This is a genomic window from Bradyrhizobium arachidis, assembly GCF_015291705.1.
GTDB lineage: Bacteria > Pseudomonadota > Alphaproteobacteria > Rhizobiales > Xanthobacteraceae > Bradyrhizobium > Bradyrhizobium arachidis.
Map to the genome: position 1 here is coordinate 8,792,267 of NZ_CP030050.1, position 25,927 is coordinate 8,818,193.

The following is a 25,927-nucleotide window of genomic DNA, read 5'->3' on the forward strand; positions in this document are numbered from 1 at the left end:
GTGAGATGGGTCACGCCAATGGCGGCAACCCTTCCCACGGCGGAGGGTGAGGCGAACGGCTTTAGAGCTGGCGGAAGAACACCAGGTAGATGGCGAGGCCCATTGTCGAGAACGACAGCAGGACGCCGAGCCAATTGTATTTGACGCCTCGCGAGCGGAAGACGCTGACGACGAACGCGACGATGAAGCCGAGGAGCAAGGTGGCGAGGACGACACCCCACCGATACTTCACGATATCCATCGCCCGCTTCCGCTCAACCCCAGCGTTTGTGAGCGGAACTTACCATCAGGGCATGCCGAGTAGAAGGCGGGGAACGCGGTTTTCCGCCTACAGCTTGCCCTGCCCGTTCAGCTGCCCCTGCTGTTGTCGCTGCCTTTCCTGCTGCATTTGCTGTTCTTTCGCATGATGCCGGCCGTAGAGGCAGCCGGCGGCGGCGCCGAGCATGCCGTGATGGCCGGCATAGTGGCCGGCGACGCCGCCGACGACGGCGCCCTTGATGCAGCCCTTGGCGTTGGCGGCGGAGCTCGCGCCAAGCATCAAAAGTGCGGCGGCGATGGCGAGAAGCGGGGATTTCATGGATCGTTGTCTCCGGATGCGATGTCTAGTTCTCAACGAGTGCAAGCGGGCCCGGGTTCCCTGGCGCGGCGCGCCCGCCGGTGTGCGCAGGGTGTCACCGGGTGCGGCCGAATTCGCGCATGCGGATGCAAACGCAATCCACAATTGCACCCCATGAACCGGGTATTGCGCTCGCGCGTCATACCTTGTGCCCTGTGTTTTTGCGGATTGAAGCGCGCGCGAGCGGCGCGATAGCGTTTGCAATCCACGGCCGAGGAAAGGCGGCGCCGCATGACGGTTGAAAAGCTGAACAGGCAGCGTGTGCTGCATCTGCTCGACGCCTTCGCGCGCGGCGATCTCGAGACCGCGCTGTCGTGCTGCACCGAGGACGTCGACTTCCTCACCCATGCGCCGATCGACGTGCTGCCGCACATGGTGCCGCGGCACGGCAAGGCCGAGCTGCGCGAGCTCTGGCAGACGATCTGGTCGCGCTATTCGGAGATCCGCTACAAGGCGCCGCACATCCTCGCCGACGGCGACGAGGTCGCGACCTACATGCACAGCTATTTCAAGAAGCGCAGCAACGGCCGCATCGTGCAGTTCGACATGGCGGTATTCTACACCTTCCGCGGCGGGCAGGTCTCGCAGATCCGCGAGATCATCGATTCCTACGATCTGGTGCAGCAGGTGCTGGAGCGCGAGATCGGGCCGCTGATCATGGGGCGGCGGGTGGATTGAGTGTCGAGGCGATCACCGCTGCGCTCCCTCGCCCCGTTCTTACGGGGAGAGGGTGGGGGTGAGGGGCTCTCTCCACGCATCAGGTCGCAATGAGACCTGTACCCCCTCACCCGGATCGCAAGAGCGATCCGACCTCTCCCCGCTTGCGGGGAGAGGTGAAGCAGAAACCGGAAAACTACGGGCTTCTATTGTAAATCTCACAAAACGCCATCAATTGTGCATTGCGAAAACGTGAATTGCGTTTTGGCCGAAATCCCTTACCTTGTTCGCATACAAATGAGTTGAACGCCCCGGGGCACATTGCGGTGCATGGGGCCGTTTTCCGTTTTTTCTGCAAGCCAGCTTCAGGACTGCCCCAAATGACAGAGCACAGCCTCTGGCGTTTTTCGCGTGCGTTGCATCGCGCGATCAACGACCGGCATTTCGAGGACATCGAGTCCCTGATCGACGAGGACGTCGAGTGGGCGCTCTATGGTCCCATCGACATGTTTCCATTCCTCGGCGCACGCCAGGGCCGGGACGCCGTGCTCGAGGTCATCCGCCAGCTCGCCGACAATTTCCAGGTCCGTCGCTTCGACCGCGAGAGCATCATGCTGGGCGTGGATTCCGCCGCCTCGATGCTGCGCTATTCGCTGACGGCGCTCGATTCCAACAAGCCGATTTCCTTGCGGGTCGCCCAATTCGCCCAGTTCAAGGCAGGCAAGCTGATCAGCATGCGCGTGCTGATCGACACCTTCGACCTGGTCGAGCAGGCACTCGGCCGCGCCATTCATCTGCCGAAGATGACCAGCGCCGGCTGAGGGGGACGCCAACGGGCCCCGCTTTTCGGGATCGATGACGACGCTTGACGCGACGTCCTGGCTTCCAGCCCCGCCGGATGCCGTCGTGTCACGAGCTCGTCATCGGGCGCGCGCCTTTTCGCGCGGCCCGTTGGTTCGCGTCCGCGCGAGTTGCCACAATTTCGCAACGATAGATCAGCATCTATGCCTGCGGACCGAATGGCGCATGGTCATCACCGAAGGCCGCCTTATATTATTGGCGGACGGCATGCGCCGGGGCTCGCGGGCAGGACGATGGAATTCTCGACAGGTTTTGGCTGGACCAGGCTGCCGGTGCTGGCGGCCGCGTTCATTGTCGGCTCGGTGCTGACGGTCTCGGCGCAGATCATTCCGCCCTTCTCCCCCGGCCCGGCCGCAGCGCCCGACGACGAGGAAGCCGAGACGGCGGAGGCCCCCAGCGTCAATGATCCCGACATCATGAAGGGCATCGACGTCGACAAGCTCGACTGGAGCCAGCTCGCCATCGACGCCGGCACGCTCAACGACATCATCGCCGCCAAGAAACGCGCCCAGGCCACGGCCAATAACGGGCTGAACTGGTCGTCGAACGCCAACGCCAACGGCTCCTCCGCGGTGACCGTGAAGCAGTCGGTGTTCGAGTTCTGGGACACCAGGATCGGCGCCGACATGACGGTGGCGAGCGAGCCGCGGACGATGTCCGAGCTGCTGGCGCAGAAGGCCGCCAATGGCGGCAGCCTGCCGCAATCCTCCGGCAGCGCCTGGGCGACCGCGACCGCGCCGGGCGCGGGCGCGATCTGGGACAAGACCGCGGTCGAAGCGCGTGTCGATCCCGGCTCCGAACAGAGCAAGCTCGGGGCATCGCTGACCAAGTCGATGCCGCTGTCGGGCGACACGTCGCTGACGCTGCAGAACGGCTACAGCGTCAACCAGCAGGGCACCACCGCCGTGCCCGGCATCGGCGGCCACATCACGCGCAATTACGAGACCGACCAGAGCGCCAAGGTCACCATCACCGACACCGGCACCAGCATCAGCGCCGGCCAGTCGCTGTCGACCACCGACGACAAATGGCTGCGCAAGGTCGGCGCCGAGCAAAAGCTGTTCGACAACGTCACCGTCTCCGGCTCGGTCGGCGAGACCTCGCAGGGCGCGATCAACAAGAGCGTGACGGCGGGCTTCAAGAAGAGCTGGTAGGCCTAGCCCCACTCTTTCCCCTTGTCCTGAGGGCGCTCCGAAGGAGCGCGTCTCGAAGGATCGAGGCCCCGCAGCGGCGGGGCCCGCATGGTTCTCGCGGCGATGCGCAGCATCGTCCGCTGCGCGCTTCGCGCTCCTCACCATGAGGGGATAGGATCATCTTCACAGCAGCCGTTCACATTTCCCTAACCATACGCCACGGCAAAGCCCCCGAATGGTCCGCCCTTGCCGCATCTTGGCCCAGTTGCGGCCAAAATCGGGCGCCCTAGTCAGCCTACAGAACGCCGTCGTGCGGGGGACACTCGCGCTGCGCTCAACGCGATCAGGGGAACAACGATGAACGCTACTCGTCCGGAAAAGATCGAATCCACCGAGACCGAGACGGTCGACACCGACCTCGCCGCCGTGACCGAGGTCGAGGCCGGCATCCGCGACTTCGTCCGCAATGACATCGCCTATCTGCGCCGGCCGGCGACGCCGACCACCGACGCGCCGCCGCTCGATCCGAGCGCGGAGGCCACCGTCACCAATGTCAACTCGCTGATCCAGCGCGTCGCCGGCACTTCGCTCGCCGAGATCGAGAACCTGATCTCCGAGCTCGAGAGCCTGCGCGACCTGCTCCATGCCGAAGGCCAGCGCGTCCAGCGCGAGATCTCCGGCTACGCCCAGCTCAGCCAGGCCGCGATGAAGTCGACCCGCATGATCTCCGACAACGTCGCGCAGTGGAAGCGCGCCGCCGACGGCCTGCGCAACAGCTAAGCGCCAGCTTCAAGCATCAGTGGCCGCCGCGTTCCCGGAAGGGAGCGCGGCGGTTTTGATTCGTGCAGGTCTCGTGCCCCGGACACGAGAGTCCACTTTGAACCCTCTCCCCCTCCCCGGCGACCAATGCCAAGCGCCCGTGCCGTCACGGCCGGGCCGGGGACATCTCAGATGGAAAGCATTCGGCCCGACAACACGGACCCCATCCCGCTGCGGCCCGCGCCGAACCAGTTCGGCACGATCATGCTGCGCTTTGTCGGGCTGCTCGTGGTTGCGATCGCCATCTTGGCGTTCGTCTATAGCCGCTAAGCTGAAGGCCGGATCCGGCCGCGAAGATTTAAGATCTTACCGGGCCGCTTCCACGGTTGAGGCTTCCAGGGTGTAGGCGCCGTCGGCATAGCCCTTCACCACCATGCCGGCAACCAGCATCACGGCCAGCGTGGCGGTAGCAAAAATGAATCCGACCAGCTTGAGTGCGCCGCGGTCTGCCATGGTCCTCGTCCCCTGTTCTCTGCCCATTTCGTTTCAATTAGACAGCGACAGGTTCATAATTGGTTAGCAACTCGATGGTTCCGCCGACTGCTTCGCGGGTAACCATGTTGAGCAGGCTTATGGCAGCCGCCCGGAATCGCGTCCATAGCGCGCGGGCAACACTCGCGCACTCATTTGCCCGTTCATCCTGGAACAGATCTAAGCCTTCGCGCGCATCGGCACGAAGGCGCTGGCGGTGATGGAATAGACTTCCTCGCCGCGCTGGTTGGTGCCGGTGGTCTGGGCCGTCAAAATGCCCCAGCCGGGGCGCGAGGCGGAGGTGCGCTTGTCGATGACGACGTTGACGTAAGAGACCGTATCGCCGGCGAGCACCGGCTTGATCCAGCGCAAATCGCGAAAGCCCGGCGACGGGCCCCACACCGCGACCTCCTCGCCGCGCGCTGCGGCTTCCCGCGCCAGACGCTGGCCATCCGCGACAAGCAGGCTCATGCAGGCCGAGCCGACATGCCAGCCGGAAGCAGCGAGCCCGCCGAACAGCGAGTTCTTGCCCTCTTCCTCGTCGAGGTGGAAGCGCTGCGGATCGAACTTTGCGGCGAACGTCTTGATGGACTCCGCCGTGAACGTATAGGCGCCGATCTCGCGGCGCTGGCCGATCGCGATGTCTTCGAAGAACCGCATCAGACCGCTCCCTCGCGCCGCTTGATCAGGATCGGCGAGGTCATCTCGCAGAGCGCCTGCCCGGCCGCGTTGCGCACGGTGCATTTGAACTTGACGATGCCGAGTGTGGGGCGGCTCTTCGAGGCGCGCGCCTCCACGACATCGACGTCGAGCATAAGATCATCACCGGGCCTGAGCGGCGAGAGCCAGCGCACTTCGTCGACGCCGGGCGAGCCGAGCGAGGCGGCGCGGGTGATGAAGCCGTCGGCCATCATCCGCATCATCAGCGAGCACAGGTGCCAGCCGGAGCCGGACAGGCCGCGCAGCATGCTCTTGCTGGCAGCCTCCTCGTCGAGATGCATCGGCTGCGGATCGAACTCGGCGGCGAAGGCCAGGATCTCGTCGCGGGTGACATGGCGCGGGCCGAATGTGCCGTACCGGCCGGGCGGGAAGTCTTCGAAGGTCAGGGTCATCTTGGGAGTGCGTTGCGGAAATGACAGATTGTGGCCGCAGTTTGCGGCAATCTCAACCCGCCGGCCCGCATGGCTCGTGCTACATAGGAGGCGGCTGTCTTGATTTGAGTCGGGTCAAGGCCGAGGCCCGAGTGACGTCCCGATCCGAAAGTCCCGATTTGCCCTGGGGAGAGCAATGTTTTCATTCAGCGACCTGTTTCAATGGGACCGCTTCATCACGCCGACCATCATCAAGACCTTCTACTGGCTGGTGATCGCGCTGATCTGCCTGTTCGGCCTCTCCGGCGTCTTCTCGGGTCTGGCGACGATGGCCATCAGCCCGTTCGGCGGCTTCCTAGTGCTGCTGTCGTCGATCGCCAGCGTCGTCGTCGGCGTCGTGTTCTCGCGCATCGCCGCCGAGCTGATCCTGATCGTATTCCGCATCAACGAGCATCTCGGCGCGATCCGAGATCAGGGCGGCGGAATGCGGTAGCCCCCGTCATTCCGGGGCGCCTCGAAGACACGAGCCCGGAATCCATTCATCCAATCATTCTGAGGCGCGATGGATTCCGGGCTCGCGCTTCGCGCGCCCCGGAATGACAGGGCTTACGTATTGAACCGGAAATGCATCACGTCGCCGTCGGCGACGACATATTCCTTGCCTTCGAGGCGCAGCTTGCCGGCATCGCGGGCGCCGGCTTCGCCGCCGAGCGCGACGTAGTCCTCATACGCGATGGTCTCGGCGCGGATGAAACCCTTCTCGAAGTCGGTGTGGATCACGCCGGCCGCGCCCGGCGCCTTGGTGCCGCGATGGATGGTCCAGGCACGCGCTTCCTTCGGGCCCACCGTGAAATAGGTGATGAGCTGGAGCAGCGAGTAGCCGGCGCGGATCAGGCGATCGAGGCCCGCCTCTTCAAGACCCAGCGTCTCCAGGAAGTCGGCGCGCTCTTCACGCGAGATGGTGGCGATCTCGGATTCGATCTTGGCGGAGATGACGACGGCGACGGCGCCTTCCTTCGCTGCCTGCTCCTCGACCGCCTTGGAGAAGGCGTTGCCGGTGGCGGCGGAGCCTTCTTCGACGTTGCAGACGTAGAGCACGGGCTTGGACGACAACAGGCCGAGCATGGAGAACGCCCGCTCCTCCTCCGCCTTGCGCTCGACGAGACGCGCGGGCTTGCCGTCGCGCAGCAGCACCAGCGTGCGGTTGACGAGGTCGAGCTGCTCCTTGGCGTCCTTGTCGTTGCCCTTGGCCTTCTTGGTGAGGTTGTCGACGCGCTTCTCGAGGCTGTCGAGGTCGGCGAGCATCAGCTCGGTCTCGATGGTCTCGATGTCGGCGAGCGGGGCGATCTTGCCCTCGACATGGGTGATGTCGGAGTCTTCAAAACAGCGCACGACATGCGCGATGGCGTCGACCTCGCGGATGTTGGCCAAAAACTGGTTGCCGAGGCCCTCGCCCTTGGACGCGCCGCGCACGAGGCCGGCGATGTCGACGAAGGTCAGCCGCGTCGGGATGATCTGCGCCGACTTGGCGATCGCCGCGAGCTTGTCGAGCCGCGGATCGGGCACGGCGACCTCGCCGACATTCGGCTCGATGGTGCAGAACGGATAGTTCGCGGCCTGCGCCGCGGCCGTCTCGGTCAGCGCGTTGAACAAGGTCGACTTGCCGACATTGGGCAATCCGACGATCCCGCATTTGAATCCCATAAGTCCTGGCCTCCGCGCTCCGCGCGTCAATGTCTTCCGAGTTCGTCATGCGCGGGCTTGACCCGCGCATCCATCGTCTTCGAAGGGATGGATCGCCGGATCAAGTCCGGCGATGACAAGTGTCATTCCTTGCCGTTCTCGTCCTTCAAAAATCCCTTCGCCTGCATGGCGAGATGCACCCTGTTGGCGAAGGTCGCATCCGTGCCCTTGGCGATCAGTGCGGCGTGCTCGGCGACCGCGTCGCAGAGCGTCGTCACCCAGTCGTTGTCGGCCTTGGCGAAGTCCGACAGCACGTGGCCGTGCACCATTTCCTTGACGCCGGGATGACCGATGCCGAGCCGCACCCGGCGATAGTCGTTGCCGATATGGGCGGAGATCGAGCGCAGGCCGTTGTGGCCGGCGATGCCACCGCCGATCTTCACCCGCACCTTGCCCGGTGGCAGCTCCAGCTCGTCGTGAAACACGGTGACGTCGCCCGGCGCGATCTTGAAGAAGCTCGCGGCCTCCTGAACGCTGCGGCCGGAATCGTTCATGTAGGTCGTGGGCTTGAGCAGGATCACGCGCTCAGTGCCGAGCGCACCTTCCGAGGTCTCGCCCTGAAAACGACGGCGCCATGGTGAAAAACCATGACGCCGCGCGATCTCGTCGACGGCCATGAAGCCGATATTGTGCCGGTTACGTGCGTATTTCGCGCCGGGATTGCCGAGCCCAACAAAGAGTCGCATGACGCGGCGCGCCCCTCGCTCGGCGCGCGGCCAGAGACCGCGCGCCAGCTTTGAGAGATTACTTCTTCTTGTCGCCGCCGGCGGGAGCCTTGGCAGCCGCCGGAGCAGCAGCACCAGCCGCCGCAGCAGCCGCGCCAGCCGCCGGAGCAGCAGCGCCCGCAGCCGGAGCCGCGCCACCAGCAGCAGCCGCAGCCGCAGCCTTCTGCTCTTCGGCGTAGCCGGACGGCGGCACGATGGTGACGAGGGTCGCGTCCTCACGGGTCAGCGCCTTGACGCCGGCCGGCAGCTTGACGTCCGACAGATGCAGCGAGTGACCGATTTCGAGCGAGCCGACGTCGGCCTCGATGTACTGCGGAATGCTCTCGACGCCGCATTCGAGCTCGATCGCGTGGGCGACGATGTTGACGGTGCCGCCGCGCTTCACGCCCGGGGAGCCTTCCGCCTTCACCACGTGCAGGGGCACGCTGATGCGGATGGTGGCGCCTTCGCCAAGACGCATGAAGTCGACATGGATCGGGAAGTCCTTGACCGGATCAAGATGATAGTCGCGCGGAATCACGCGGTGCTTCTTGCCGTCGAGGTCGATGTCGACCAGCGTGGTCAGGAACCGGCCGGCGAGGATGCGCTGGCGCAGTTCACGATCTGCAATCGAGATCGTCAGCGGGGGCTGGTTGTCACCATAGATCACTCCGGGCACTCGCCCGGCGCGACGCTCAGCCCGGGCGGCCCCCTTGCCGCTCTTCGGACGTGCGGTCGCCTTCAATTCCTTGACGGTCGTCGCCATGTCGTTAAGTCCTTGTTTTTGCAAAAGTTAATGGGCCGCAGCGCGGCCCATGGCATAGTCCGCAGCAAGCCTCCAGGGGTGCGGGGGCCGCGGACGTGGCGGGCTTTTACCCGGAAGATGCGGAAATGACAAGGAAATGCGGGGATTTTTTGCGGGGGTGGGTTGCCATCCCGTACCCGTCGTTCCGGGGCGATGCGAAGCATCGAACCCGGAACCTCGAGATTCCCAGGTGCGCAATTGCGCACCGGGGTTCGCGACTTTGTCGCGCCCCGGAATGACACCGAGAGGCGTTACCCGCCGAGCTTGGCCTCCAGCGCCGCGATCCGCGCCTTCAGGGCCTCGTTCTCCTCGCGGGCGAGGCGCGCCATGTCCTTGACCGCCTCGAACTCCTCGCGCTTGACGAGGTCCATGTCGCGGAGGAATTTTTCGGCCTGCGTGCGCATCACCGTGTCGAACTCGCGCTTGACGCCCTGGGCCGCACCGGCGGCGTCGTTCATCAGGCGGCCGATCTCGTCGAAAAACCGGTTGCTGGTCTGGGTCATGTCGGTCTCCTGGCGGTCTTCCGATAAACTTTGCGCGAACGCTCGGAAAGACAATGGCAATCCGCACCTGATGGTTCAAGGGCGAAGCGGCGGTATCCTTGTCATGCCCCGGTTTCCTTGCAATCGTATTCAACGTCCCGGCATAAGAAGAATCAGAAGGTGCAAGAAAGGATCGAACAGATGATCGACCAGCAGATCGCGATCCCGACCAAGGACGGCCACACCGCAACCTTCATCACCCATCCCGAACGTGGCGGGCCGTTTCCGGTCATCCTGTTCTACATGGACGCGCCGGCGATCCGCGAGGAGCTGCGTGACATGGCACGCCGGCTCGCGACCTCGGGCTATTACGTGATGCTGCCGAACCTCTATTACCGCTCCGGCGTGATGGAGCTCGGCGCGCTGCCGGCCGATCCGAACGCGCCCGAGCGCAAGCGCATGTTCGCCCTGATGGGCTCGCTCACCATTCCCATGATCATGGACGACACCCGCGCCCTGCTCACCTACGCCGAGGGCCAGGCCGCAGCGAACACGAAAATCGTCGGCACCGTCGGCTATTGCATGAGCGGCCGCTACGCGGTCAACGCCGCCACGCACTTCCCCGATCGGGTCAAGGCCGCCGCCTCGATCTACGGCACCCATCTCGCAACCGACCAGGACGACAGCCCGCATCTTGCAGCAAGCAAGACCAGGGCCGAACTCTATTTCGCCTGCGCCGAGACCGACATCTATGCGCCCATGGAGGTCATCGAAAAGGTCAGGCAGGGCATGAGCGGCGCCAAGAACGGCACGAAGGCCGAGGTCGAGATCTATCCCGGCACGCATCACGGTTTTGCCTTTCCCAAGCGCCCGGTCTACGACCGCGACGCCGCCGAGCGGCATTGGGAGCGCCTGCTGGCGCTCTATCGCCGCAATCTTGTCTAGACATAGAAGGCCTGATGCCCTTTCTGCTGATCGACTTCCCCGCCTTCAAGCCGATCGCGATCGAGATCGGCCCGTTCGCGATCCGCTGGTATGCGCTGGCCTATATCTGCGGCATCGTGTTCGGCTGGCTCTATGCGCGCTCGCTGCTGAAGAACGAGCGCCTGTGGGGCGGGCCGGCGCCGATCTCGCTGGCGCAGATCGACGACTTCATCCTGTGGGTCACGCTCGGCATCATCCTCGGCGGCCGCACCGGCTATGTGCTCTTCTACAATCTGCCCTTCTTCATGGAGCACCCCGCCGCGATCATCCGGTTGTGGGAGGGCGGCATGTCGTTCCATGGCGGCTTTCTCGGCTGCGTCATCGCGGTGATGTGGTTCGCCTATCGCAACCGCATCTCGATCCTGTCGCTCGGCGACATCACCACCGCCGTCGCCCCGATCGGACTCCTGCTCGGGCGCATCGCCAATTTCATCAATGGCGAATTGTGGGGCCGCGCCACCGATCCCAGCCTGCCCTGGGCGATGATCTTCCCGAACGATCCCACCCAGCTGCCACGCCATCCAAGCCAGCTCTACGAAGCCGGCATGGAGGGCATCCTGCTCTTCACCGTGCTCGCGATCATGATCCGCTGCGGTGCCCTGAAGCGACCCGGCATGATCCTCGGCGCCTTCATCCTGATCTATGGCCTGACCCGGATCGCCGGCGAGCACTTCCGCGAGCCGGACGTCCAGCTCGGGTTCCTCTGGGGCGGGTTAACCATGGGCATGCTGTTGTCGATCCCGATGCTTATTGTCGGGGGCATACTTATTGTATGGGCAATCAGGCGCGGTGCGCCGGGGCCGATCAAGGTCGTTCGTTAATTCATTTCGAGAAAGCACGCCGTGACCGACCAGCCGCTCCTCAACGAGATCAAGGCGCTGATCAAATCCTCGGGCCCGATGCCGGTCTGGCGGTACATGGAACTGTGCCTGATGCATCCGCGCTACGGCTACTACGTCTCGCGTGACCCGCTCGGACGTGAAGGCGACTTCACCACCTCCCCGGAGGTCAGCCAGATGTTCGGCGAGCTCTTGGGCCTGTGGACCGCCTCGGTGTGGAAGCAGATGGGCTCCCCGCAATTCCTGCGGCTGATCGAGCTCGGCCCCGGCCGCGGCACCATGATGGCGGATGCGCTCCGTGCGCTGCGCGTGCTGCCGCCGCTCTACCAGGCTCTCCATGTCCACATGGTCGAGGTCAATCCCGTGCTGCGCGATCGGCAAAGTGCAACGCTGCAAGGCGTGCGCAACATCGAATGGCACGACAGCATCGACGACGTGCCGGAGGGGCCGAGCATCATCCTCGCCAACGAATATTTCGACGTGCTGCCGATTCACCAGATGGTTCGCTACGAGAACGGCTGGCACGAGCGCGTGATCGAGCTCGACCCCAACGGCAAGCTTCAATTCGGCGCGGCGGCCGAGCCGACGCCACGCTTCGACGTGCTGCTGCCGCCGCTGGTGCGCGCCGCCCCCGTTGGCGCGGTGTTCGAATGGCGGCCGGATGCCGAGATCATGAAGCTTGCGACGCGCGTGCGCGACCAGGACGGGGCGGCACTGATCATCGACTACGGCCATCTGCGCAGCGATGCCGGCGACACCTTCCAGGCGATCGCGCGCCACACCTTCACCGATCCCTTGAAGGCGCCGGGACAGGCCGACGTCACCGCCCATGTCGACTTCCAGGCGCTAGCGCGTGCGGCGGAAGACGTCGGCGCGCGCGTCCACGGTCCGGTGACGCAGGGCGACTTCCTCAAGCGCGTCGGCATCGACACCCGCGCCGCCGCCCTGATGCAGAAGGCGACGCCGGAAGTCGCCACCGACATTTCCGTGGCGCTGAAGCGCCTCACTGATACCGGACGCAGCGGCATGGGCTCGATGTTCAAGGTGCTCGGCATCTCCGAGCCTCGGCTGTCGGGCATTGCCGGCCTCAGCGATCTCGAGCAGGCCGGAGGCAATTGATGACTCTCACTTCGTCGCTGCTCTCGGCGGTGCCCGGCCTGCGGCACGCCTTCTTCACCCGCGAGGGCGGCGTCTCCAGCGGCATCTATTCCGCGTTGAACGGCGGGCTCGGCTCCAACGACGATCAGGCCCTCGTCGCGGAGAACCGCCGCCGCATGGCCGAGCATGTCGGCGTCGCGCCGGAGCGCTTCCTCAGCCTGCACCAGATCCATTCGCCCGACGTGCGCGTTGCCGAACTTCCGTGGCCGAGCGGGCCGCGCCCGAAGGGCGACGCGCTGGTGACGAACACGCCCGGCATCGCGCTCGGCGTCTCCACCGCCGATTGCGGCCCGGTGCTGTTCGTCGATCCCAACGCGCGCGTCATCGGCGGCGCGCATGCCGGCTGGAAGGGTGCGCTCACCGGCGTTCTGGAAGCAACGATCTCGGCGATGGAAAAACTCGGCGCCACGCGCGGCGGCATCATCGCCGCGATCGGCCCCTTGATCCGGCAGGAGAGCTATGAGGTGGGCAACGAGTTCGTGGCGCGCTTCATCGAGGCCGATGCGGACAATGCCATGTTCTTCATCCCCTCGGTGCGCGAGGGACACGCGATGTTCGATCTCGCCGGCTTCATCCGCAAGCGGCTCGAAGCTGCCGGCATCCTGATGATCGACGATCTCGGCCTCGACACCTACGCCGATGAGCGCTTCTTCAGCTACCGCCGCTCGGTGCATCGCAAGGAGCCGGATTACGGCCGCCACATCCACGCGATCGCGCTGGAGGGGTGAACACAAGGGCAACCCTGTCATTTCGGGGCTCGCGTAGCGAGAATATGGTGCGCAATTGCGCACCTGAGAATCTCGAGATTCCGGGTTCGATGCTTGCGCATCGCCCCGGAATGACGGTGGACAGGCGCGACGACAGTGGTCTGTGTCGCCTCTGCCCTAGACGTTAATGCATTTTAACGATATCGCTGCCCTCCATAATGAGGGATGCGTCATTCATCTTGGGCCGCGCGGGTTCGCGCGTGCTGGCGGTCATGCTGCTGGCAGCGGCGACCGCGCTTGGCGGCTGCGCCGGTGGCGGCGGCAGTGCGGCCAACTCCTACGCGATGGCGCCGAGCACCGGGTCAGGAGCGACGGTGGCCTTCGAATCGATCGACGGGCCGCCGCCACAGGTTTTCGACCGCATGGTCGGCGTGCTCGACAGCGAATCCAAGCTGCGCAGCCTGTCCGTGGTCTCCCGCGAGGGGACGGCCGCCTACCGTGTGCGCAGCTACCTCTCCGCCCAGGTCGTCCGCGGCAAGACCGTGATCGCCTGGGTCTGGGACGTCTACGACGCCAACCAGCAGCGGGCGCTGCGCCTCTCCGGCGAGGAACCTACCTCCGCCAAGGGCGGCCGCGATCCTTGGACTGCGGCCGACGACCTCGTGCTGCGGAAGATCGCCCAGGCCGGATTCAGCGGACTTTCCAACATGATCAACGGGACGCCGGATGCCCCGGGCGCCGCTCCCGGCTTGCGGGGACCAGCGGTGGCGAGCGCCGTTCCGGCCGCGCCCGCGCCTGAGATGCCGGTCTCGGCGCTCGGCTATGCCGCGCAATAACCCCCGCTAAACCACGGGCTCAGTTTGCCGCCAAGCCGTTGGCCCGACTCAGGATTTTCGAAGGGAAAACGTAGCATCCCGGGTTGCCATTGCACGCTTCGGCCTGATATTTGCTCGCTCGTCGTAACCGTGCTCCCAGTGGGTATTCTCTGATGTTGAACGTCGTATCCAGCAAAGCGCGGGAGGAAGCGTCCATGTCGGCCAAGAACGGCTCCATCAAGCTTGTCGCCGGCAACTCCAATCCGGCTCTCGCCCAGGCCATCGCGCAGGGCCTCGACCTGCCGCTGACCAAGGCGGTGGTCCGGCGCTTCGCCGACATGGAGATCTTCGTCGAGATCCAGGAGAACGTCCGCGGCTCGGATGCCTTCATCATCCAGTCGACCTCGTTCCCGGCCAACGACCATCTGATGGAGCTCTTGATCATCACCGACGCGCTGCGCCGTTCCTCGGCGCGCCGCATCACCGCGGTGCTGCCCTATTTCGGCTACGCAAGGCAGGATCGCAAGTCGGGTTCGCGCACGCCGATCTCGGCAAAGCTCGTCGCCAATCTGATCACGCAGGCCGGCGTCGACCGCGTCATGACGCTCGACCTCCATGCCGGCCAGATCCAGGGCTTCTTCGATATCCCGACCGACAATCTCTACGCGGCGCCGCTGATGGTGCGCGACATCAAGGAGAAGTTCGATCTCTCCAAGGTGATGGTGATCTCGCCCGACGTCGGCGGCGTGGCGCGCGCGCGCGGCCTCGCCAAGCGCATCAACACCCCGCTCGCCATCGTCGACAAGCGCCGTGAGCGTCCGGGCGAATCCGAGGTCATGAACGTGATCGGCGACGTCGCCGGCTACACCTGTATCCTCGTCGACGACATCGTGGACTCCGGCGGCACGCTGGTGAACGCGGCCGACGCGCTGATCGCCAAGGGTGCCAAGGACGTCTACGCCTACATCACCCATGGCGTGCTCTCCGGCGGCGCGGCCGCCCGCATCGCGGGCTCCAAGCTGAAGGAGCTCGTGATCACCGACTCGATCCTGCCGACCGACGCGGTGACCAAGGCGCCGAACATCCGCACGCTGCCGATCGGCAGCCTGATCTCCGACGCCATCGCGCGCACCGCGGCGGAAGAGTCGGTGTCGAGCCTGTTCGACTGATCGTTTTCGGCTCTCACCGCTGGCGGCGAAATCGTAGGGTGGGCAAAGGCGCATAGCGCCGTGCCCACCTTCTTATTGGGATGAGATCGTGGGCACGCTTGCGCTTTGCCCACCCTGCAAGAGCTACGAGAGCTAGCCTGCCTCGGCCTTCGCGCTCACCACGTCGGCAAACGACTTGAAGAACTCCCCGGCGAGCTTCGTCGCGGTCGAGTTGATCAGCCGCGCCCCTAGCTGGGCGAGCTTGCCGCCGATCTGCGCGTCGACCTCGTAGTGCAGCACCGTGACCTCGGCGCTCTCGGATTCCAGCCGCACCACCGCGCCGCCCTTGGCAAAACCGGCGACGCCGCCGGAGCCCTCGCCCGAGATGCGATAGGCGTTGGGCGGATCGAGATCGGACAGCGTCACCTTGCCGCTGAAGGTCGCTTTCACCGGACCGACCTTGAACACCACCGTCGCCGTCATCTCGTTCGGCGCGGTCACGTCGAGCGACTGGCAGCCGGGAATGCACTGCTTCAGCACAGCGGGATCGTTCAGCGCCACCCACACCTGTTCACGCGAGGCAGGAATACGCTGGCTGTCGTTCATCTGCATGATCGGTCACTCTCTGCTTGCTGCTTGACTGGCGCGCTGGCCGCGCCGCCGTTCCCTGGTGATCTCGGCGAGGATCGACATCGCGATCTCCTCCGGCGTGATGGCGCCGAGATCGAGCCCGGCAGGCGCCTTGAAGTCATCGATCGCAGCGGCGCTGGCGCCTTCGGCAAGGAGTTTTGCGCGCAGCGAAGCCATCTTGCGACGGCTACCGACGAAGGCGTGATAGTCGGCTTTGGTCGCGACCGCCGCGCGGAGCGCCGCTTCATCACCCTTGCCCTGCGTCGAGACCACGACGAAGCGTTTGGCATCGTTGAGCTCGCCGAGCTGGTAGCCGTCGATGATCGCATCGGCATCCGGCGGCGCCGCGAGCTCCGCAGCAGGCGCCGCGAGCGTGACGTGATAGCCAAGCACGCGCGCCTGCGCCGCAAGAGACAGCGCTACGGGGCTTGCACCGAGAATGACCAGCGAGGGATGCGGCAGCACCGGCTCCACGAAGATGTCCATGGTGCCCTTGCTCGGGCACATATTGCTGGCAAAGCGGATGCCGTCGCGGCTCTCGCCGGCGCTGACGCCGAGCTCGGCCAGCAGGTTTTCGGGCTGCACCGAGACCATGCGAGGCACGCCGTCGGCGAGCGCCTCGCGGGCCGCCTTCAGCACCGCGCCCCTGGCACAGCCGCCGCCGATCCAACCCGCGACGATGGTGCCGTCGGCCGCAATGATCGCCTTGGCGCCAGCCTTCGCCGCGGTCACCGACACCGTCCGCACCACCGTCGCGAGCACGAAGGCACGCTCCGCGGCCTTCATCTGCGCGACGAGATCCAGCACTTCGATAGGGGCGGTCATCGCAACATCCCTCAGAGTTTTGCCAGATAAGGCTCGAGCGCACGCAGGCTGTTCAGCGAATTGGCGGGGGCATAGAGATCGACATGCGGCAGGGCCGCCTTGATGCCGCGCGCCTCGGGCGCATAGCCCTCCCAGGCCATCATCGGGTTGAGCCAGACGATGCGGCGGCAGCGCCGGTGCAACGCCGCCATTTCTCGTCCGAGCAAGGCTGCGTCACCGGTCTCGTAGCCGTCGGAGACGATCATCACGCAGCTGCGCGAATGGATCACGCGGGCAGCGTGCCAGCGGTTGAAGGTCTGCAGGGACTCGCCGATCCTGGTGCCGCCGCCGGCGCCCTGCGCCATGATCGAGAGCCGGTCGAGCGCGCGGCCGGCGTCCTTCTCCTTCATCGCGTCGGAGACATGAGCGAGCCGCGTGTGGAACAGGAACGCCTCGGCCTCGCGGAACTGGTCGAGCACACCGTGGATGAAGCGCAGGAACACTGACGTGTACATGCTCATCGAGCCCGAGGCATCGAGCAGCACGACCAGCCGCAGCGGCTTGTCCTTGCGCCGACGCTTGACGAGGCTGATCGGCACCCCGCCGTGGCTGATGTTGCGATGGATGGTGCGCCGGAGGTCGAGCCGGTAACCGCGTCGTCGCGCCAGATCGCGCCGGGTCAGGCGCGTTCGCATCGCTTTGGCGAGCTGCGCTGCGGCCTCATGCGCTTGCGCGACTTGATCGGGATCGCTGAGCTTCCTGAAATCGACCTCGGCAAGATTGTCCGCGCGCGAGGCACCTTCCATGCGGCCCTCGCCGAAGCGGCCTTCCGGCGCATCGTCGGAGGAGGGAAGCTGATCGGTGACGGATTGGCTGCCGCCCTGCTCCGCCGACCTGTCCTGCAGGCTCTTCAACGAGGGATTACTGATGCCCGGCGTCGAACCAATCGTCCGGGAGCGCGAGCGCACGCGCTTGCCCAGCCAGAACGCATCGAACAGCCCGTCGAACTTGTCCCAATCGCATTTGCGCGCCGAGAACAGGTGCTTGAACGCCGCGCGCAGAAGGTTCGGCCGGGCGGCATAACCCGCCGCCATCAGCGTCGCCGCATCCTGCCCTTCGGCGAGCCCGATGCGAAAGCCGGCGTCGCGCAGCGTGCGCAGGAAGGCGGCAAGCCTCGCGGACACGAAGCGCGAGACCTCGTCGAGGTCGTCATAGCCGGGACTGGAGCCGCAGCAGCTCATGCAACCTTCCCCAGCAGGCGTTGCGTGACCTCGCCCGTGACACGGGCACGGTCCTCCTGGGTCTTGAGCAAGCAGACCATCGTTTCGTGCACGGTCTCCGGCGCGTCGTGGAGGTCGCGGACGTCGAGCCCGACGAGGGCTGCGGCCCAGTCCAGCGTCTCCGCGACGCCCGGGACTTTGCGCAGCTCCTCCTTGCGCACGCCCTCGACCATGCGTGCGATCTGGAGCGAGAGCGATGGGCTCGCACCCGCGACGCGCGCCAGGATGATCCGGGTCTCGCGATCGACGTCGGGATAGTCGACGTAGTGGTAGAGACAGCGCCGGCGCAGCGCGTCCGACAGTTCGCGCGTGCCGTTCGAGGTCAGCACGACATGCGGGATCGTGATGGCGGGGATGGTGCCGAGCTCGGGGATCGAGACCTGAAAGTCGGACAGAAGCTCGAGCAGGAAAGCCTCGAACTCGTCGTCGGCACGGTCGATCTCGTCGATCAGCAGCACCGGCGCCTGGGCGCGGCGGATCGCGGCGAGCAGCGGGCGCTCCAGCAGGTATTTTTCCGAGAACACCTGGTCCTCGATGCTGTCGCTGCCGCGATGGGCCTGGATCGCCAGCAGCTGGCGCTGGTAGTTCCACTCGTAAAGTGCGGCGGACTGGTCGAGCCCTTCGTAGCATTGCAGGCGGATCAGCTCGGTCGCGTGCACCTTTGCCAGCGCCTTCGCCACCTCGGTCTTGCCGACGCCCGCCTCGCCTTCGAGCAGCAGCGGACGCCGCAGCAATTGCATCAGCGAGATCGCAGTCGCGAGGTCCGCATCGGCGATGTAGCCCGATGCAGCCAAGGCTTGTGCGATCTCGTCACGGCCTTTCATCGTTACGCCACCGCGCCCAGATCCTTCGCCGCCTTCCAGTTGCGCCAGAAATCGTGCGGCATCTGGATGTGCGTCGAGCCCAGGAACGAGAACGCATCATTCACGGCGTTGGAGAAGGCCGGCACGCCGCCGACATTCGGGCTTTCGCCGACGCCCTTGGCGCCGATCGGGTGATGCGGCGACGGGGTGACGGTGAAATCGGTTTCCCAATGCGGGGTCTCCACCGCGGTCGGCATGAAGAAGTCCATGAACGAGCCGGTGACGACGTTGCCGGCCTCGTCGTAGCGGATCTCCTGGCCCATTGCGATGGCGAAGGCTTCGGTGAGGCCGCCATGCACCTGTCCCTCGATGATCATCGGGTTGATGCGGGTGCCGCAATCGTCGAGCGCGTAGAAGCGCCGGATCTTGTACACGCCGGTGTCGACGTCGATGTCCATCACGCAGAGATACGCGCCGAATGGATAGGTCATGTTGGGCGGATCGTAATAGCTGACCGCTTCCAGCCCCGGCTCCATGCCCGGCGGCACCGAGTTGTACGCTGCCCAGCAGATATCCTTCATCGACATGAATTTTTCCGGCAGACCCTTCACCCGGAAACCGTCGATGTCGAATTCGAGATCGTCCTCATGGACCTCGAGCTTGTAGGCCGCGATCATCTGCGCCTTGGCCTTGATTTTTCGCGCAGCCATCGCGATCGCGGCGCCCGCCACCGGCGTCGAGCGCGAGCCATAGGTGCCGAGCCCGTAGGGCGCGGTGTCGGTGTTGCCCTCCTCCACCATGATGTTGTCGGCGGGAATGCCGATCTCGGTCGCGATGATCTGGGCCCAGGTGGTCTCGTGACCCTGGCCCTGGCTCTTGGTGCCCATGCGCGCGATGCCCGCACCGGTCGGGTGCAAGCGGATCTCGCAGGAGTCGAACATCGCGATGCCGAGGATGTCGCAGTTTTTCGACGGCCCGGCGCCGACGATCTCGGTGAAGAAGGAGACCCCCAGGCCCATGATCTCGCGGGTCTCGCCGCGCGCGAACGCCGCGCGCTTCTCCGCCTGCTCCTTCCGGAGCGCGGCGTAGCCGGTCGTCTCCATCATCTTGCGCATGGCGGTGTGGTAGTCGCCGGAATCGTATTCCCAGCCCAGCGCCGAGTGATACGGGAACTGCTCCGTCTTGATGAAGTTCTTCAGCCGCAGCTCCGCCGGGTCCATGTTGAGCTTCTGCGCCAGGATATCCATGGCGCGCTCGATGCAATAGGCGGCCTCCGTGACGCGGAACGAGCAACGGTAGGCGACGCCGCCGGGCGCCTTGTTGGTATAGACGCCGTCCACCGCCAGATGCGCGGTCGGGAAGTCATAGGAGCCGGTGACGATGTTGAAGAAGCCGGCCGGCCATTTCGACGGGTCGGCGCAGGCATCGAACGCGCCGTGATCGGCGAGCACGTGGACACGAAGCCCCGTGACTTTGCCCTCCTTCGTCGCGGCGATCTCGGTGGTCATGTGATAATCGCGCGCGAACGAGGTCGCAGTGAGGTTCTCGATGCGGTCCTCGACCCATTTCACCGGCTTGCCTGTCACGATGGAGGCCACGGCCGCGCAAATATAGCCGGGATAGGCGCCGACCTTGTTGCCGAAGCCGCCGCCGATATCGGGCGCGATGACGTGAATCTTCTGCTCCGGCAGCTTCGCGATCAGCGCCACCACGGTGCGGATCACATGCGGCGCCTGGAAGGTGCCGTAGATCGTCAGCTCGCCCTTGATCTTGTCGAAGGAGCAGACGCACTGGCAGGTCTCCAGCGGCGACGGATGGGTGCGGTGGTAGGAGATCATCTCCTTGATCTTGACCTCGGCCTTGTTGAAGGCCGCGTCGGTCAGCTCCTTGTCGCCAACCGTCCACTCGAAGATGTGGTTGTGATGCTTGCGCGGGCCGTGCGCGCCCGAGGTCTTGCCGGCGAGGTCCTCGCGCAGCACCGGCGCATCCTGATCCATCGACTTGAAGGGATCGACCAGCGGCGGCAACGGCTCGTATTCGACCACGACCTTGTTGATGCCGTCATCGGCCGCGTAGCGGTCGGTGGCGACGACGAAAGCGACCTCCTGGTTCTGGAACAGCACCTTGCCGTCGGCGAGCACCATCTGAACGTCGCCGGCAAGCGTCGGCATCCAGGCGAGGTTGACGGTCTTCAGCGTCTCGGCGGTGATCACCGCGAGCACGCCCGGCACCTTCAGCGCCTCGCTGTCGTCGATCTTCTTGACGCGCGCGTGCGGATGCGGCGAGCGGACGAAGTCGCCATGCAGCATGCCCGGCAGCTTGACGTCGTCGACGTAATTGCCCTTGCCTTGCGTGAAGCGGATGTCCTCGACACGCTTGCGCTTGCAGCCCATGCCTTCGAGTGCGGCTTCGCGTTGTTCCCGCGTGGGAGTCATGTCGTTCATTCTGCGGCCTCCCGGAATTCCACGCCGTTGATCTTGGCGCTGGCGTATTGAATGGCTTTGACGATGTTCTGGTAGCCGGTGCAGCGGCAGATATTGCCGGAGATGCCCATCCGGATTTCCTGCTCGCTCGGCGAGGCGTTTTCCTTCAGCAGCCGATGCGCGCGCATGATCATGCCGGGCGTGCAGAAGCCGCATTGCAGGCCGTGCATCATGCGGAAACCTTCCTGAAGCGCCGACAGCGTGCCGTCGGCATTGGCCATGCCTTCGATCGTGGTGATGTCGCTTCCTTGCGCCTGCACCGCGAACATCGTGCAGGATTTGACGGACATGCCGTCGATATCGACGGTGCAGGCGCCGCAATGCGTGGTCTCGCAGCCGATATGGGTGCCGGTCATCCCGAGATTCTCGCGGATGAAGTGCACCAGCAGCGTGCGCGGCTCGACGAGGCCTTCGACTTCGGCGCCGTTCACCTTCATGGTCACATGTGTTTTGGCCATCGGTCCCCTCCCTTATTTCGCTCGGCTTGCTGCGCGCTGCAGCGCCCGCGTCACCATGATGCCGCCGACATGCTTTCTGTATTCGATCGGCCCGCGCGCATCCGCGGCCGGCGCCATGATCGCTTCGGCTGCCGTAGCGGCTTTCTTCAAGGTCGCGGCATCGAGGCTGGTGCCGATCACCGCCTTGGCGGCATCGACAGCCAGCAACGGCGTCTCGTGAACATTGGTGAGGCCGATCGAACAGGTCGCGACCTTGCCGCCGGACACGGTGAGGACGACGGCGGCCGCCGCGGTGGCGTAGTCGCCGACCTTGCGCTTGAGCTTTTCGTAGGCGTAGCCGTGGCCGGCCGGAGGCACGGGCACCGAGACGGAAGTGAGGATCTCGCCGGGCTCCAGCGCGGTGAAATAGGCGCCCTGGTAGAAATCGGCCGCCGCCACGTCGCGGGCGCCGCCGGCGCCTTCGAGGCGGTAGGTCGCGCCCAGCGTCATCATCAGGGCCGGCATGTCGTTGCCGGGATCGCCGTTGGCGACATTGCCGCCGATCGTGCCGCGGTAGCGCACCTGCGGGTCGGCGATCAAAAGCGCAGCCTCATGCAGGATCGGCATCGCCTTGGCGACCTCGTCGGAGGCCAGCAGCTCATGCTGGGTGGTCATCGCGCCGATGACGAGATTGTTGCCGTCGTGGCGGATGCCCTTGAGGGCGGCGATGCCGTGCAGATCGATCAGATGGGCGGGGGTGGCAAGCCGAAGCTTCATCATCGGCACCAGGCTGTGCCCGCCGGCCAGCGGCCGCGCGTCCTCGCCGAGATCGGATAGAAGTTTGACGGCGTCGGCGACACTCGCCGGCCGGTAATAGCTGAATGAGCCCGGGATCATCGTCTCCTCCCATGATCGTCTCTGCGCGTGACGGCGCGGACGTTGGGACGGACGGTCACTCCCGGCGGGGCGAGCCGCAACATGAGCGGCACAAAGGCGGGCTTTTTGCACGAATTGCGGGTGGAAGAGCACGAATTGCGTCAGGGGGAGAGACCCTTCACCTCTCCCCGCCTGCGGGGAGAGGTCGGATTGCATCGCAAGATGCAATCCGGGTGAGGGGGTACAGGTCTATCGAAGATCTCATCTGTGGAGAGAGGCCCCTCACCCCAACCCTCTCCCCGTAAGAACGGGGAGAGGGCGAAGTAAGAGCAAGCGGGGCGAGGGAGCGAGAGAGCTCGCCTCCTGACTTCTACGCCTGCCGCCGGTTCGCCAGCCCCAGCCGGGCCTTCACCTCGGCGATCTTGGCCCGGCTGACCGGCACCCGGTGCGGCGAGGGGCCATCGAGCTCGAGCACGGCACCGTCACCCTCTTTGCGGACCAGCGCGACATGGGGGATTGCGACGATATGGCTGCGGTGCACCCGCAGGAACAGCGAGGGATCGAGCTGGGCTTCCGCTTCCGAGATCGACCAGGGGCACATCCGCTCGCGGGTGCCGTCATGGACGCGGGTGTAGTGCGCATCCGCGCGGACGCTGCGGATATTGGCGGTGTCGATGAAATGGGTGCCGTCGGCGCCCTCGACTGGCAGTCGCGGCGCCGGCGCGCGGGGCGGCTGGCCGAGGCCGCCGAGTGGCCCCATTGGCCGCAGCGCCACCGCCGAAATAACCGGCTCGGCGGGAGCGACCGGCGGCGAAACCGAATCTGCCACCGGAGAGGCTGCCGTCTGCCGCCGATCCGGCACCAGCGAGAGCAGGAAGCCGGCAGCGATCACGAAGCACAGCACGGCCACGACGATCGACAATATCTGCTGCGACGCGGCAAGGCCGCCGCCGAGATGGTGATGGGCAGGACCGGTCAGCGGCTCGAAATGCATGCCCAGCATCGCGGTGTAGTGCATGCCGGAGACGGCAATGCCGAATGCGATCGAGCTGACAATCAGCCGGACGCCCTCCTGCTGCGCCAGAAAGGCACGCAGACCGCCATAGGCGGTGACGATTGCGACCAGGATCGACAGCATCACCATCGCCGGGTTGTGCACGATGCCGAACGACCCGGCGAGCCCATGAATGCCGACATAGTGCATGCTGGCGATACCGACGCCGAGCAGGACCGCGGATGAGGCCACCCGCTTCAAGCTGGGCTCACCGATCGAGACGAAGAACAAGGAGATGCCGACCACCAGCGCGCAGATCAGGAAGGAGATGATGGTGGGAAGGACCAGATAGACCGTGTCGGGCGGCAGCGGCGCGGCCAGCATGCCGACGAAATGCATGGTCCAGATGCCGACGGCCAGGAACGCCGCCGCGCCCGCGAGCATCACGCGGTTGCTGACGCCGGGCGTGTTGCGGATGCGAGCCGCAAGCGCAAAGCCGGTATAGCCACCCAGGCTCGCGATCGCCACAGAGAGCGCGACGAGATAGGGATCGTGTCCTTCGAACATGATCTTGCCAGCCGCCCCGTCTCCACGGCACGGCCTCCTCCCGCCGCCGACCTTACAGGGACGGCGGCGGGATTGACAATCAGCGGCGTGTGAGGGGCTGTTTCATCCGTCATCCTGAGGTGCGAGCCGTGAAGCGCACAGCGCTTCACGGGGAGCCTCGACGGATGCACGGCCCCCGATGCAGCCGGGCCGTCGCCCTTCGAGGCTCGCCGAAGAGGCGAGCACCTCCAGCGACAATGGCTTCGCCATTGCGCGGGGGTGACGGGTCGCGCTCCTCGGGATGAGAAGCGCGACTCGTTGCGTCCCTACACAATCCCCGCTGCGACCTGACCGCGCAGGCGCTCGAGGCCGAGCAATGTCTCCGCACAGGCCGCCGCGACCTCGACGCCCTTGATGGCGAAGTGCCGGCGGAAGAAATCGTAGTGCACCTCGGTCTCGTGGAATTGCTGCGGCGTCAGCACCGCCGAGAACACCGGCACCTCGGTGCGCAGCTGCACGTCCATCAGCGCCTTGATCACGGTGTCGGCGACGAACTCGTGGCGATAGATGCCGCCGTCGACGACGAGGCCGGCCGCGACGATCGCGGTGTAGCGCCGCGTCTTGGCGAGGATCTGCGCGTGCAGCGGGATCTCGAACGAGCCCGGCACCTCGAACACGTCGACATGGGTGAGGTGGCGCGCCTCGGCCTCCTTCATGAAGGCGATGCGGGCCTCCGCGACCACGTCGCGGTGCCAGCAGGCCTGCACGAAGGCCACCCGCTGCGGCTTGGCAAAGCGCGGATGCTCCGTCACCGGGTTCGATGGAACCGGCGGTTGGGTAGCTTCGGACGTTTCGGTTTGGGGATCTTGCAACATCTGATTCATGGCTTTCCTTCAAAGGACCAGAATCAGGGCACACGGAACGACAAACAGCCGCACCTTGCGATGCGTCTGCCACCGACCGTTCTCTTTCATCCGGACTTTGACCGTCGGCTTCGGAGTTGCACCGAATCTGCTGACCCTTCCCTTCGGGATAACCCTCGCGGAAGGCGCTCGCGGGCTTAGGCCTTTCGGCCCTTACCGCCGGTGGGGACTTTCACCCCGCCCTGAGAACATCGGCCGCTCGGGATTGAGCGACCTAAAAGGAAATATGACGCCGGTTCGGGGCCGCAGCAAGCGTGTTCCGCATGGGAAAACCGCATGGTCCCATGCCGCGATGGCGGTCCGGCCCTCGCGCGGCGGAATTAACGATTGGCGCTTTCAGGGAATCCGATTCCGGTTTGTTCTCGTCGTTAAGAATTGTGGCCAAGAGATGAGCTGTGGACGAAGGAGTCCTGGCTTGTGGACGGACTCGGCAGCCAGTTGCGCAGATTCCGCAAATCACATCAGTTGATCCGCGACAGGCCGCGCCGATCCTAGATCGCGAAAGCGACTCCCGGGATCGACGACGTTTAGGGAGCGCGCGCCGGACCCAACCGCGTGCGTATCAAAGACAACAAGAAGGTAAGAGGTCGAGACGGCATGTCCCTGCTCGAAGGCAATATCGATTCCCGAAATCACCCGCTCGCGGTGGTCGAGGATATCGCTGCCAGCAACAACTGGCCGTTCGAACGCTCCGGCGAGGACGAACTCACCATTGTCTCCAAGGGACAATGGACCGACTACCAGATCTCGTTCACCTGGATGGGCGAGATCGAGGCGCTGCATCTGGCCTGCGCGTTCGACATGAAGATTCCGCTCGCGCGCCGGGGCGAGGTGCAGCGGCTCGTCGCCGCGGTCAACGAGCAATTATGGATCGGCCATTTCGACCTGTGGACCAACACCGGCATGATCATGCATCGCCAGGCGCTGGTGCTGCCGGGCGGCCTCACCGCCTCGACCGCGCAATGCGAGGCCATGCTCGCCGGCGCCATCCATGCCTGCGAGCGCTACTTCCCGGCGTTCCAGTTCGTGGTGTGGGCCGGTAAGACCACCGCGCAGGCCATGGACGCAGCGATGTTCGACACGGTGGGCGAGGCGTAGGCTTCGTGAGGGAGCCGCAC

Annotated in this window: 31 protein-coding genes and 1 riboswitch; of the genes, 13 read left to right on the forward strand and 18 right to left on the reverse strand. The window is 65.3% G+C overall.

The features are described 5' to 3' along the window. Positions 1-61: 61 nt before the first annotated feature. Both WN72_RS41485 and WN72_RS41490 read right to left on the reverse strand, forming a co-directional pair. Positions 62-241, reverse strand: coding sequence for a hypothetical protein (locus tag WN72_RS41485; protein ID WP_027563004.1), 180 nt, complete (start codon positions 239-241; stop codon positions 62-64). 87 nt (positions 242-328) lie between these two features. Then, positions 329-577, reverse strand: coding sequence for a hypothetical protein (locus tag WN72_RS41490; protein WP_092215253.1), 249 nt, complete (start codon positions 575-577; stop codon positions 329-331). Between the two features lie 270 nt (positions 578-847). Here WN72_RS41490 and WN72_RS41495 point away from each other — a divergent pair, with 270 nt between their 5' ends. The 5 genes from WN72_RS41495 to WN72_RS41515 all read left to right on the forward strand — a co-directional run bounded on the left by WN72_RS41495 (position 848) and on the right by WN72_RS41515 (position 4,356). After that, positions 848-1,294 (forward strand): nuclear transport factor 2 family protein, encoded by a 447-nt coding sequence (locus WN72_RS41495; RefSeq protein WP_092215255.1) that lies wholly within the window; start codon positions 848-850, stop codon positions 1,292-1,294. 359 nt (positions 1,295-1,653) lie between these two features. Continuing rightward, positions 1,654-2,094, forward strand: a complete 441-nt coding sequence (locus WN72_RS41500) for a nuclear transport factor 2 family protein (RefSeq protein WP_027563007.1) — start codon at positions 1,654-1,656, stop codon at positions 2,092-2,094. Between the two features lie 273 nt (positions 2,095-2,367). Next, the gene (locus tag WN72_RS41505) at positions 2,368-3,288 is read left to right on the forward strand and encodes a hypothetical protein (protein ID WP_027563008.1); all 921 of its coding nucleotides are present in this window, start codon (positions 2,368-2,370) and stop codon (positions 3,286-3,288) included. A gap of 336 nt (positions 3,289-3,624) precedes the next feature. After that, complete coding sequence (locus tag WN72_RS41510; protein ID WP_027563009.1) at positions 3,625-4,047, forward strand: hypothetical protein; 423 nt, start codon at positions 3,625-3,627, stop codon at positions 4,045-4,047. A 171-nt stretch (positions 4,048-4,218) separates the two neighbouring features. Then, positions 4,219-4,356, forward strand: a complete 138-nt coding sequence (locus WN72_RS41515) for a hypothetical protein (protein WP_167336550.1) — start codon at positions 4,219-4,221, stop codon at positions 4,354-4,356. Between the two features lie 36 nt (positions 4,357-4,392). Here the strand turns inward: WN72_RS41515 and WN72_RS41520 are convergent, their stop codons facing one another. The 3 genes from WN72_RS41520 to WN72_RS41530 all read right to left on the reverse strand — a co-directional run bounded on the left by WN72_RS41520 (position 4,393) and on the right by WN72_RS41530 (position 5,669). Next, complete coding sequence (locus WN72_RS41520; RefSeq protein ID WP_007596790.1) at positions 4,393-4,539, reverse strand: hypothetical protein; 147 nt, start codon at positions 4,537-4,539, stop codon at positions 4,393-4,395. A gap of 198 nt (positions 4,540-4,737) precedes the next feature. Further along, entirely contained in the window at positions 4,738-5,217 is a 480-nt protein-coding gene (locus WN72_RS41525; protein ID WP_092215257.1) for a MaoC family dehydratase, read from the reverse strand. Beyond that, entirely contained in the window at positions 5,217-5,669 is a 453-nt protein-coding gene (locus tag WN72_RS41530) for a MaoC family dehydratase (RefSeq protein ID WP_092215259.1), read from the reverse strand. The genes WN72_RS41525 and WN72_RS41530 overlap by 1 nt, the downstream gene beginning before the upstream one ends. A gap of 175 nt (positions 5,670-5,844) precedes the next feature. Between WN72_RS41530 and WN72_RS41535 the strand changes: the two genes are divergently transcribed. Continuing rightward, positions 5,845-6,141, forward strand: coding sequence for a DUF4282 domain-containing protein (locus WN72_RS41535; RefSeq protein WP_027563012.1), 297 nt, complete (start codon positions 5,845-5,847; stop codon positions 6,139-6,141). A gap of 113 nt (positions 6,142-6,254) precedes the next feature. On the opposite strand, the gene ychF is transcribed toward WN72_RS41535, so the two are convergent. The 4 genes from ychF to WN72_RS41555 form a co-directional block, all read right to left on the reverse strand. Continuing rightward, entirely contained in the window at positions 6,255-7,352 is a 1,098-nt protein-coding gene (ychF, locus tag WN72_RS41540) for a redox-regulated ATPase YchF (protein ID WP_092215261.1), read from the reverse strand. 122 nt (positions 7,353-7,474) lie between these two features. Then, on the reverse strand, positions 7,475-8,077 hold the full coding sequence (pth, locus tag WN72_RS41545) for an aminoacyl-tRNA hydrolase (RefSeq protein WP_092215263.1): 603 nt from the start codon (positions 8,075-8,077) through the stop codon (positions 7,475-7,477). A 58-nt stretch (positions 8,078-8,135) separates the two neighbouring features. Then, entirely contained in the window at positions 8,136-8,861 is a 726-nt protein-coding gene (locus WN72_RS41550; RefSeq protein WP_092215265.1) for a 50S ribosomal protein L25/general stress protein Ctc, read from the reverse strand. Positions 8,862-9,151: 290 nt separating this feature from the next. After that, positions 9,152-9,403 carry an accessory factor UbiK family protein gene (locus WN72_RS41555; RefSeq protein ID WP_018648337.1) on the reverse strand — a complete coding sequence of 84 codons (252 nt, stop codon included), beginning with the start codon at positions 9,401-9,403 and terminating at the stop codon, positions 9,152-9,154. Positions 9,404-9,583: 180 nt separating this feature from the next. Here WN72_RS41555 and WN72_RS41560 point away from each other — a divergent pair, with 180 nt between their 5' ends. The 6 genes from WN72_RS41560 to WN72_RS41585 all read left to right on the forward strand — a co-directional run bounded on the left by WN72_RS41560 (position 9,584) and on the right by WN72_RS41585 (position 15,054). Further along, positions 9,584-10,327 (forward strand): dienelactone hydrolase family protein, encoded by a 744-nt coding sequence (locus tag WN72_RS41560; RefSeq protein ID WP_027563016.1) that lies wholly within the window; start codon positions 9,584-9,586, stop codon positions 10,325-10,327. Between the two features lie 14 nt (positions 10,328-10,341). Continuing rightward, positions 10,342-11,187: a prolipoprotein diacylglyceryl transferase gene (lgt, locus tag WN72_RS41565; RefSeq protein WP_167380761.1), complete on the forward strand. Its 846-nt coding sequence runs from the start codon at positions 10,342-10,344 to the stop codon at positions 11,185-11,187. 21 nt (positions 11,188-11,208) lie between these two features. Next, positions 11,209-12,324: a class I SAM-dependent methyltransferase gene (locus tag WN72_RS41570; RefSeq protein ID WP_027563018.1), complete on the forward strand. Its 1,116-nt coding sequence runs from the start codon at positions 11,209-11,211 to the stop codon at positions 12,322-12,324. Beyond that, on the forward strand, positions 12,324-13,091 hold the full coding sequence (pgeF, locus tag WN72_RS41575; protein ID WP_092215267.1) for a peptidoglycan editing factor PgeF: 768 nt from the start codon (positions 12,324-12,326) through the stop codon (positions 13,089-13,091). Before WN72_RS41570 ends, pgeF begins: the two co-directional genes overlap by 1 nt. Before the next feature lie 197 nt (positions 13,092-13,288). Continuing rightward, positions 13,289-13,906 carry a hypothetical protein gene (locus tag WN72_RS41580; RefSeq protein ID WP_092215269.1) on the forward strand — a complete coding sequence of 206 codons (618 nt, stop codon included), beginning with the start codon at positions 13,289-13,291 and terminating at the stop codon, positions 13,904-13,906. 194 nt (positions 13,907-14,100) lie between these two features. After that, on the forward strand, positions 14,101-15,054 hold the full coding sequence (locus tag WN72_RS41585) for a ribose-phosphate pyrophosphokinase (RefSeq protein ID WP_167380762.1): 954 nt from the start codon (positions 14,101-14,103) through the stop codon (positions 15,052-15,054). A gap of 132 nt (positions 15,055-15,186) precedes the next feature. Here the strand turns inward: WN72_RS41585 and WN72_RS41590 are convergent, their stop codons facing one another. From WN72_RS41590 to WN72_RS41630, 9 genes are all read right to left on the reverse strand, one after another. Then, positions 15,187-15,645 carry an SRPBCC family protein gene (locus WN72_RS41590; protein ID WP_092215273.1) on the reverse strand — a complete coding sequence of 153 codons (459 nt, stop codon included), beginning with the start codon at positions 15,643-15,645 and terminating at the stop codon, positions 15,187-15,189. Between the two features lie 6 nt (positions 15,646-15,651). Beyond that, positions 15,652-16,488 (reverse strand): XdhC family protein, encoded by an 837-nt coding sequence (locus WN72_RS41595; protein ID WP_092215275.1) that lies wholly within the window; start codon positions 16,486-16,488, stop codon positions 15,652-15,654. Positions 16,489-16,499: 11 nt separating this feature from the next. Continuing rightward, positions 16,500-17,708 (reverse strand): vWA domain-containing protein, encoded by a 1,209-nt coding sequence (locus tag WN72_RS41600; protein WP_092215277.1) that lies wholly within the window; start codon positions 17,706-17,708, stop codon positions 16,500-16,502. Further along, positions 17,705-18,571, reverse strand: a complete 867-nt coding sequence (locus WN72_RS41605) for an AAA family ATPase (RefSeq protein WP_027563025.1) — start codon at positions 18,569-18,571, stop codon at positions 17,705-17,707. Before WN72_RS41605 ends, WN72_RS41600 begins: the two co-directional genes overlap by 4 nt. Positions 18,572-18,573: 2 nt before the next feature. Continuing rightward, positions 18,574-20,994, reverse strand: a complete 2,421-nt coding sequence (locus WN72_RS41610; RefSeq protein WP_027563026.1) for an aerobic carbon-monoxide dehydrogenase large subunit — start codon at positions 20,992-20,994, stop codon at positions 18,574-18,576. After that, on the reverse strand, positions 20,991-21,491 hold the full coding sequence (locus tag WN72_RS41615; protein WP_027563027.1) for a (2Fe-2S)-binding protein: 501 nt from the start codon (positions 21,489-21,491) through the stop codon (positions 20,991-20,993). Before WN72_RS41615 ends, WN72_RS41610 begins: the two co-directional genes overlap by 4 nt. Positions 21,492-21,503: 12 nt before the next feature. After that, positions 21,504-22,367 (reverse strand): FAD binding domain-containing protein, encoded by an 864-nt coding sequence (locus WN72_RS41620; protein WP_092215279.1) that lies wholly within the window; start codon positions 22,365-22,367, stop codon positions 21,504-21,506. 349 nt (positions 22,368-22,716) lie between these two features. Further along, positions 22,717-23,907 carry an MHYT domain-containing protein gene (locus WN72_RS41625; RefSeq protein WP_092215281.1) on the reverse strand — a complete coding sequence of 397 codons (1,191 nt, stop codon included), beginning with the start codon at positions 23,905-23,907 and terminating at the stop codon, positions 22,717-22,719. 305 nt (positions 23,908-24,212) lie between these two features. Further along, positions 24,213-24,770 carry a 6,7-dimethyl-8-ribityllumazine synthase gene (locus WN72_RS41630; RefSeq protein ID WP_092215283.1) on the reverse strand — a complete coding sequence of 186 codons (558 nt, stop codon included), beginning with the start codon at positions 24,768-24,770 and terminating at the stop codon, positions 24,213-24,215. 74 nt (positions 24,771-24,844) lie between these two features. Next, positions 24,845-25,003: riboswitch (FMN riboswitch) on the reverse strand. A gap of 403 nt (positions 25,004-25,406) precedes the next feature. Between WN72_RS41630 and WN72_RS41635 the strand changes: the two genes are divergently transcribed. Then, entirely contained in the window at positions 25,407-25,907 is a 501-nt protein-coding gene (locus WN72_RS41635) for a type III secretion system chaperone family protein (RefSeq protein ID WP_027563031.1), read from the forward strand. Positions 25,908-25,927 lie beyond the last annotated feature (20 nt).

Excerpts from the sequence above, each read along its gene's own strand:
- WN72_RS41585 (WP_167380762.1), top strand. The coding sequence starts at position 14,101 with ATGTCGGCCAAGAACGGCTCCATCAAGCTTGTCGCCGGCAACTCCAAT.
- WN72_RS41605 (WP_027563025.1), bottom strand. The coding sequence starts at position 18,571 with ATGAAAGGCCGTGACGAGATCGCACAAGCCTTGGCTGCATCGGGCTAC.
- WN72_RS41590 (WP_092215273.1), bottom strand. The coding sequence starts at position 15,645 with ATGCAGATGAACGACAGCCAGCGTATTCCTGCCTCGCGTGAACAGGTG.
- WN72_RS41535 (WP_027563012.1), top strand. The coding sequence starts at position 5,845 with ATGTTTTCATTCAGCGACCTGTTTCAATGGGACCGCTTCATCACGCCG.
- WN72_RS41520 (WP_007596790.1), bottom strand. The coding sequence starts at position 4,539 with ATGGCAGACCGCGGCGCACTCAAGCTGGTCGGATTCATTTTTGCTACC.
- WN72_RS41530 (WP_092215259.1), bottom strand. The coding sequence starts at position 5,669 with ATGACCCTGACCTTCGAAGACTTCCCGCCCGGCCGGTACGGCACATTC.
- WN72_RS41625 (WP_092215281.1), bottom strand. The coding sequence starts at position 23,907 with ATGTTCGAAGGACACGATCCCTATCTCGTCGCGCTCTCTGTGGCGATC.
- WN72_RS41610 (WP_027563026.1), bottom strand. The coding sequence starts at position 20,994 with ATGAACGACATGACTCCCACGCGGGAACAACGCGAAGCCGCACTCGAA.
- WN72_RS41550 (WP_092215265.1), bottom strand. The coding sequence starts at position 8,861 with ATGGCGACGACCGTCAAGGAATTGAAGGCGACCGCACGTCCGAAGAGC.
- lgt (WP_167380761.1), top strand. The coding sequence starts at position 10,342 with ATGCCCTTTCTGCTGATCGACTTCCCCGCCTTCAAGCCGATCGCGATC.
- WN72_RS41505 (WP_027563008.1), top strand. The coding sequence starts at position 2,368 with ATGGAATTCTCGACAGGTTTTGGCTGGACCAGGCTGCCGGTGCTGGCG.
- WN72_RS41515 (WP_167336550.1), top strand. The coding sequence starts at position 4,219 with ATGGAAAGCATTCGGCCCGACAACACGGACCCCATCCCGCTGCGGCCC.
- WN72_RS41490 (WP_092215253.1), bottom strand. The coding sequence starts at position 577 with ATGAAATCCCCGCTTCTCGCCATCGCCGCCGCACTTTTGATGCTTGGC.
- WN72_RS41500 (WP_027563007.1), top strand. The coding sequence starts at position 1,654 with ATGACAGAGCACAGCCTCTGGCGTTTTTCGCGTGCGTTGCATCGCGCG.
- WN72_RS41600 (WP_092215277.1), bottom strand. The coding sequence starts at position 17,708 with ATGAGCTGCTGCGGCTCCAGTCCCGGCTATGACGACCTCGACGAGGTC.
- WN72_RS41595 (WP_092215275.1), bottom strand. The coding sequence starts at position 16,488 with ATGACCGCCCCTATCGAAGTGCTGGATCTCGTCGCGCAGATGAAGGCC.
- WN72_RS41485 (WP_027563004.1), bottom strand. The coding sequence starts at position 241 with ATGGATATCGTGAAGTATCGGTGGGGTGTCGTCCTCGCCACCTTGCTC.
- ychF (WP_092215261.1), bottom strand. The coding sequence starts at position 7,352 with ATGGGATTCAAATGCGGGATCGTCGGATTGCCCAATGTCGGCAAGTCG.
- pth (WP_092215263.1), bottom strand. The coding sequence starts at position 8,077 with ATGCGACTCTTTGTTGGGCTCGGCAATCCCGGCGCGAAATACGCACGT.
- WN72_RS41560 (WP_027563016.1), top strand. The coding sequence starts at position 9,584 with ATGATCGACCAGCAGATCGCGATCCCGACCAAGGACGGCCACACCGCA.
- WN72_RS41555 (WP_018648337.1), bottom strand. The coding sequence starts at position 9,403 with ATGACCCAGACCAGCAACCGGTTTTTCGACGAGATCGGCCGCCTGATG.
- WN72_RS41495 (WP_092215255.1), top strand. The coding sequence starts at position 848 with ATGACGGTTGAAAAGCTGAACAGGCAGCGTGTGCTGCATCTGCTCGAC.
- pgeF (WP_092215267.1), top strand. The coding sequence starts at position 12,324 with ATGACTCTCACTTCGTCGCTGCTCTCGGCGGTGCCCGGCCTGCGGCAC.
- WN72_RS41580 (WP_092215269.1), top strand. The coding sequence starts at position 13,289 with ATGAGGGATGCGTCATTCATCTTGGGCCGCGCGGGTTCGCGCGTGCTG.
- WN72_RS41510 (WP_027563009.1), top strand. The coding sequence starts at position 3,625 with ATGAACGCTACTCGTCCGGAAAAGATCGAATCCACCGAGACCGAGACG.
- WN72_RS41620 (WP_092215279.1), bottom strand. The coding sequence starts at position 22,367 with ATGATCCCGGGCTCATTCAGCTATTACCGGCCGGCGAGTGTCGCCGAC.
- WN72_RS41630 (WP_092215283.1), bottom strand. The coding sequence starts at position 24,770 with ATGAATCAGATGTTGCAAGATCCCCAAACCGAAACGTCCGAAGCTACC.
- WN72_RS41635 (WP_027563031.1), top strand. The coding sequence starts at position 25,407 with ATGTCCCTGCTCGAAGGCAATATCGATTCCCGAAATCACCCGCTCGCG.
- WN72_RS41525 (WP_092215257.1), bottom strand. The coding sequence starts at position 5,217 with ATGCGGTTCTTCGAAGACATCGCGATCGGCCAGCGCCGCGAGATCGGC.
- WN72_RS41615 (WP_027563027.1), bottom strand. The coding sequence starts at position 21,491 with ATGGCCAAAACACATGTGACCATGAAGGTGAACGGCGCCGAAGTCGAA.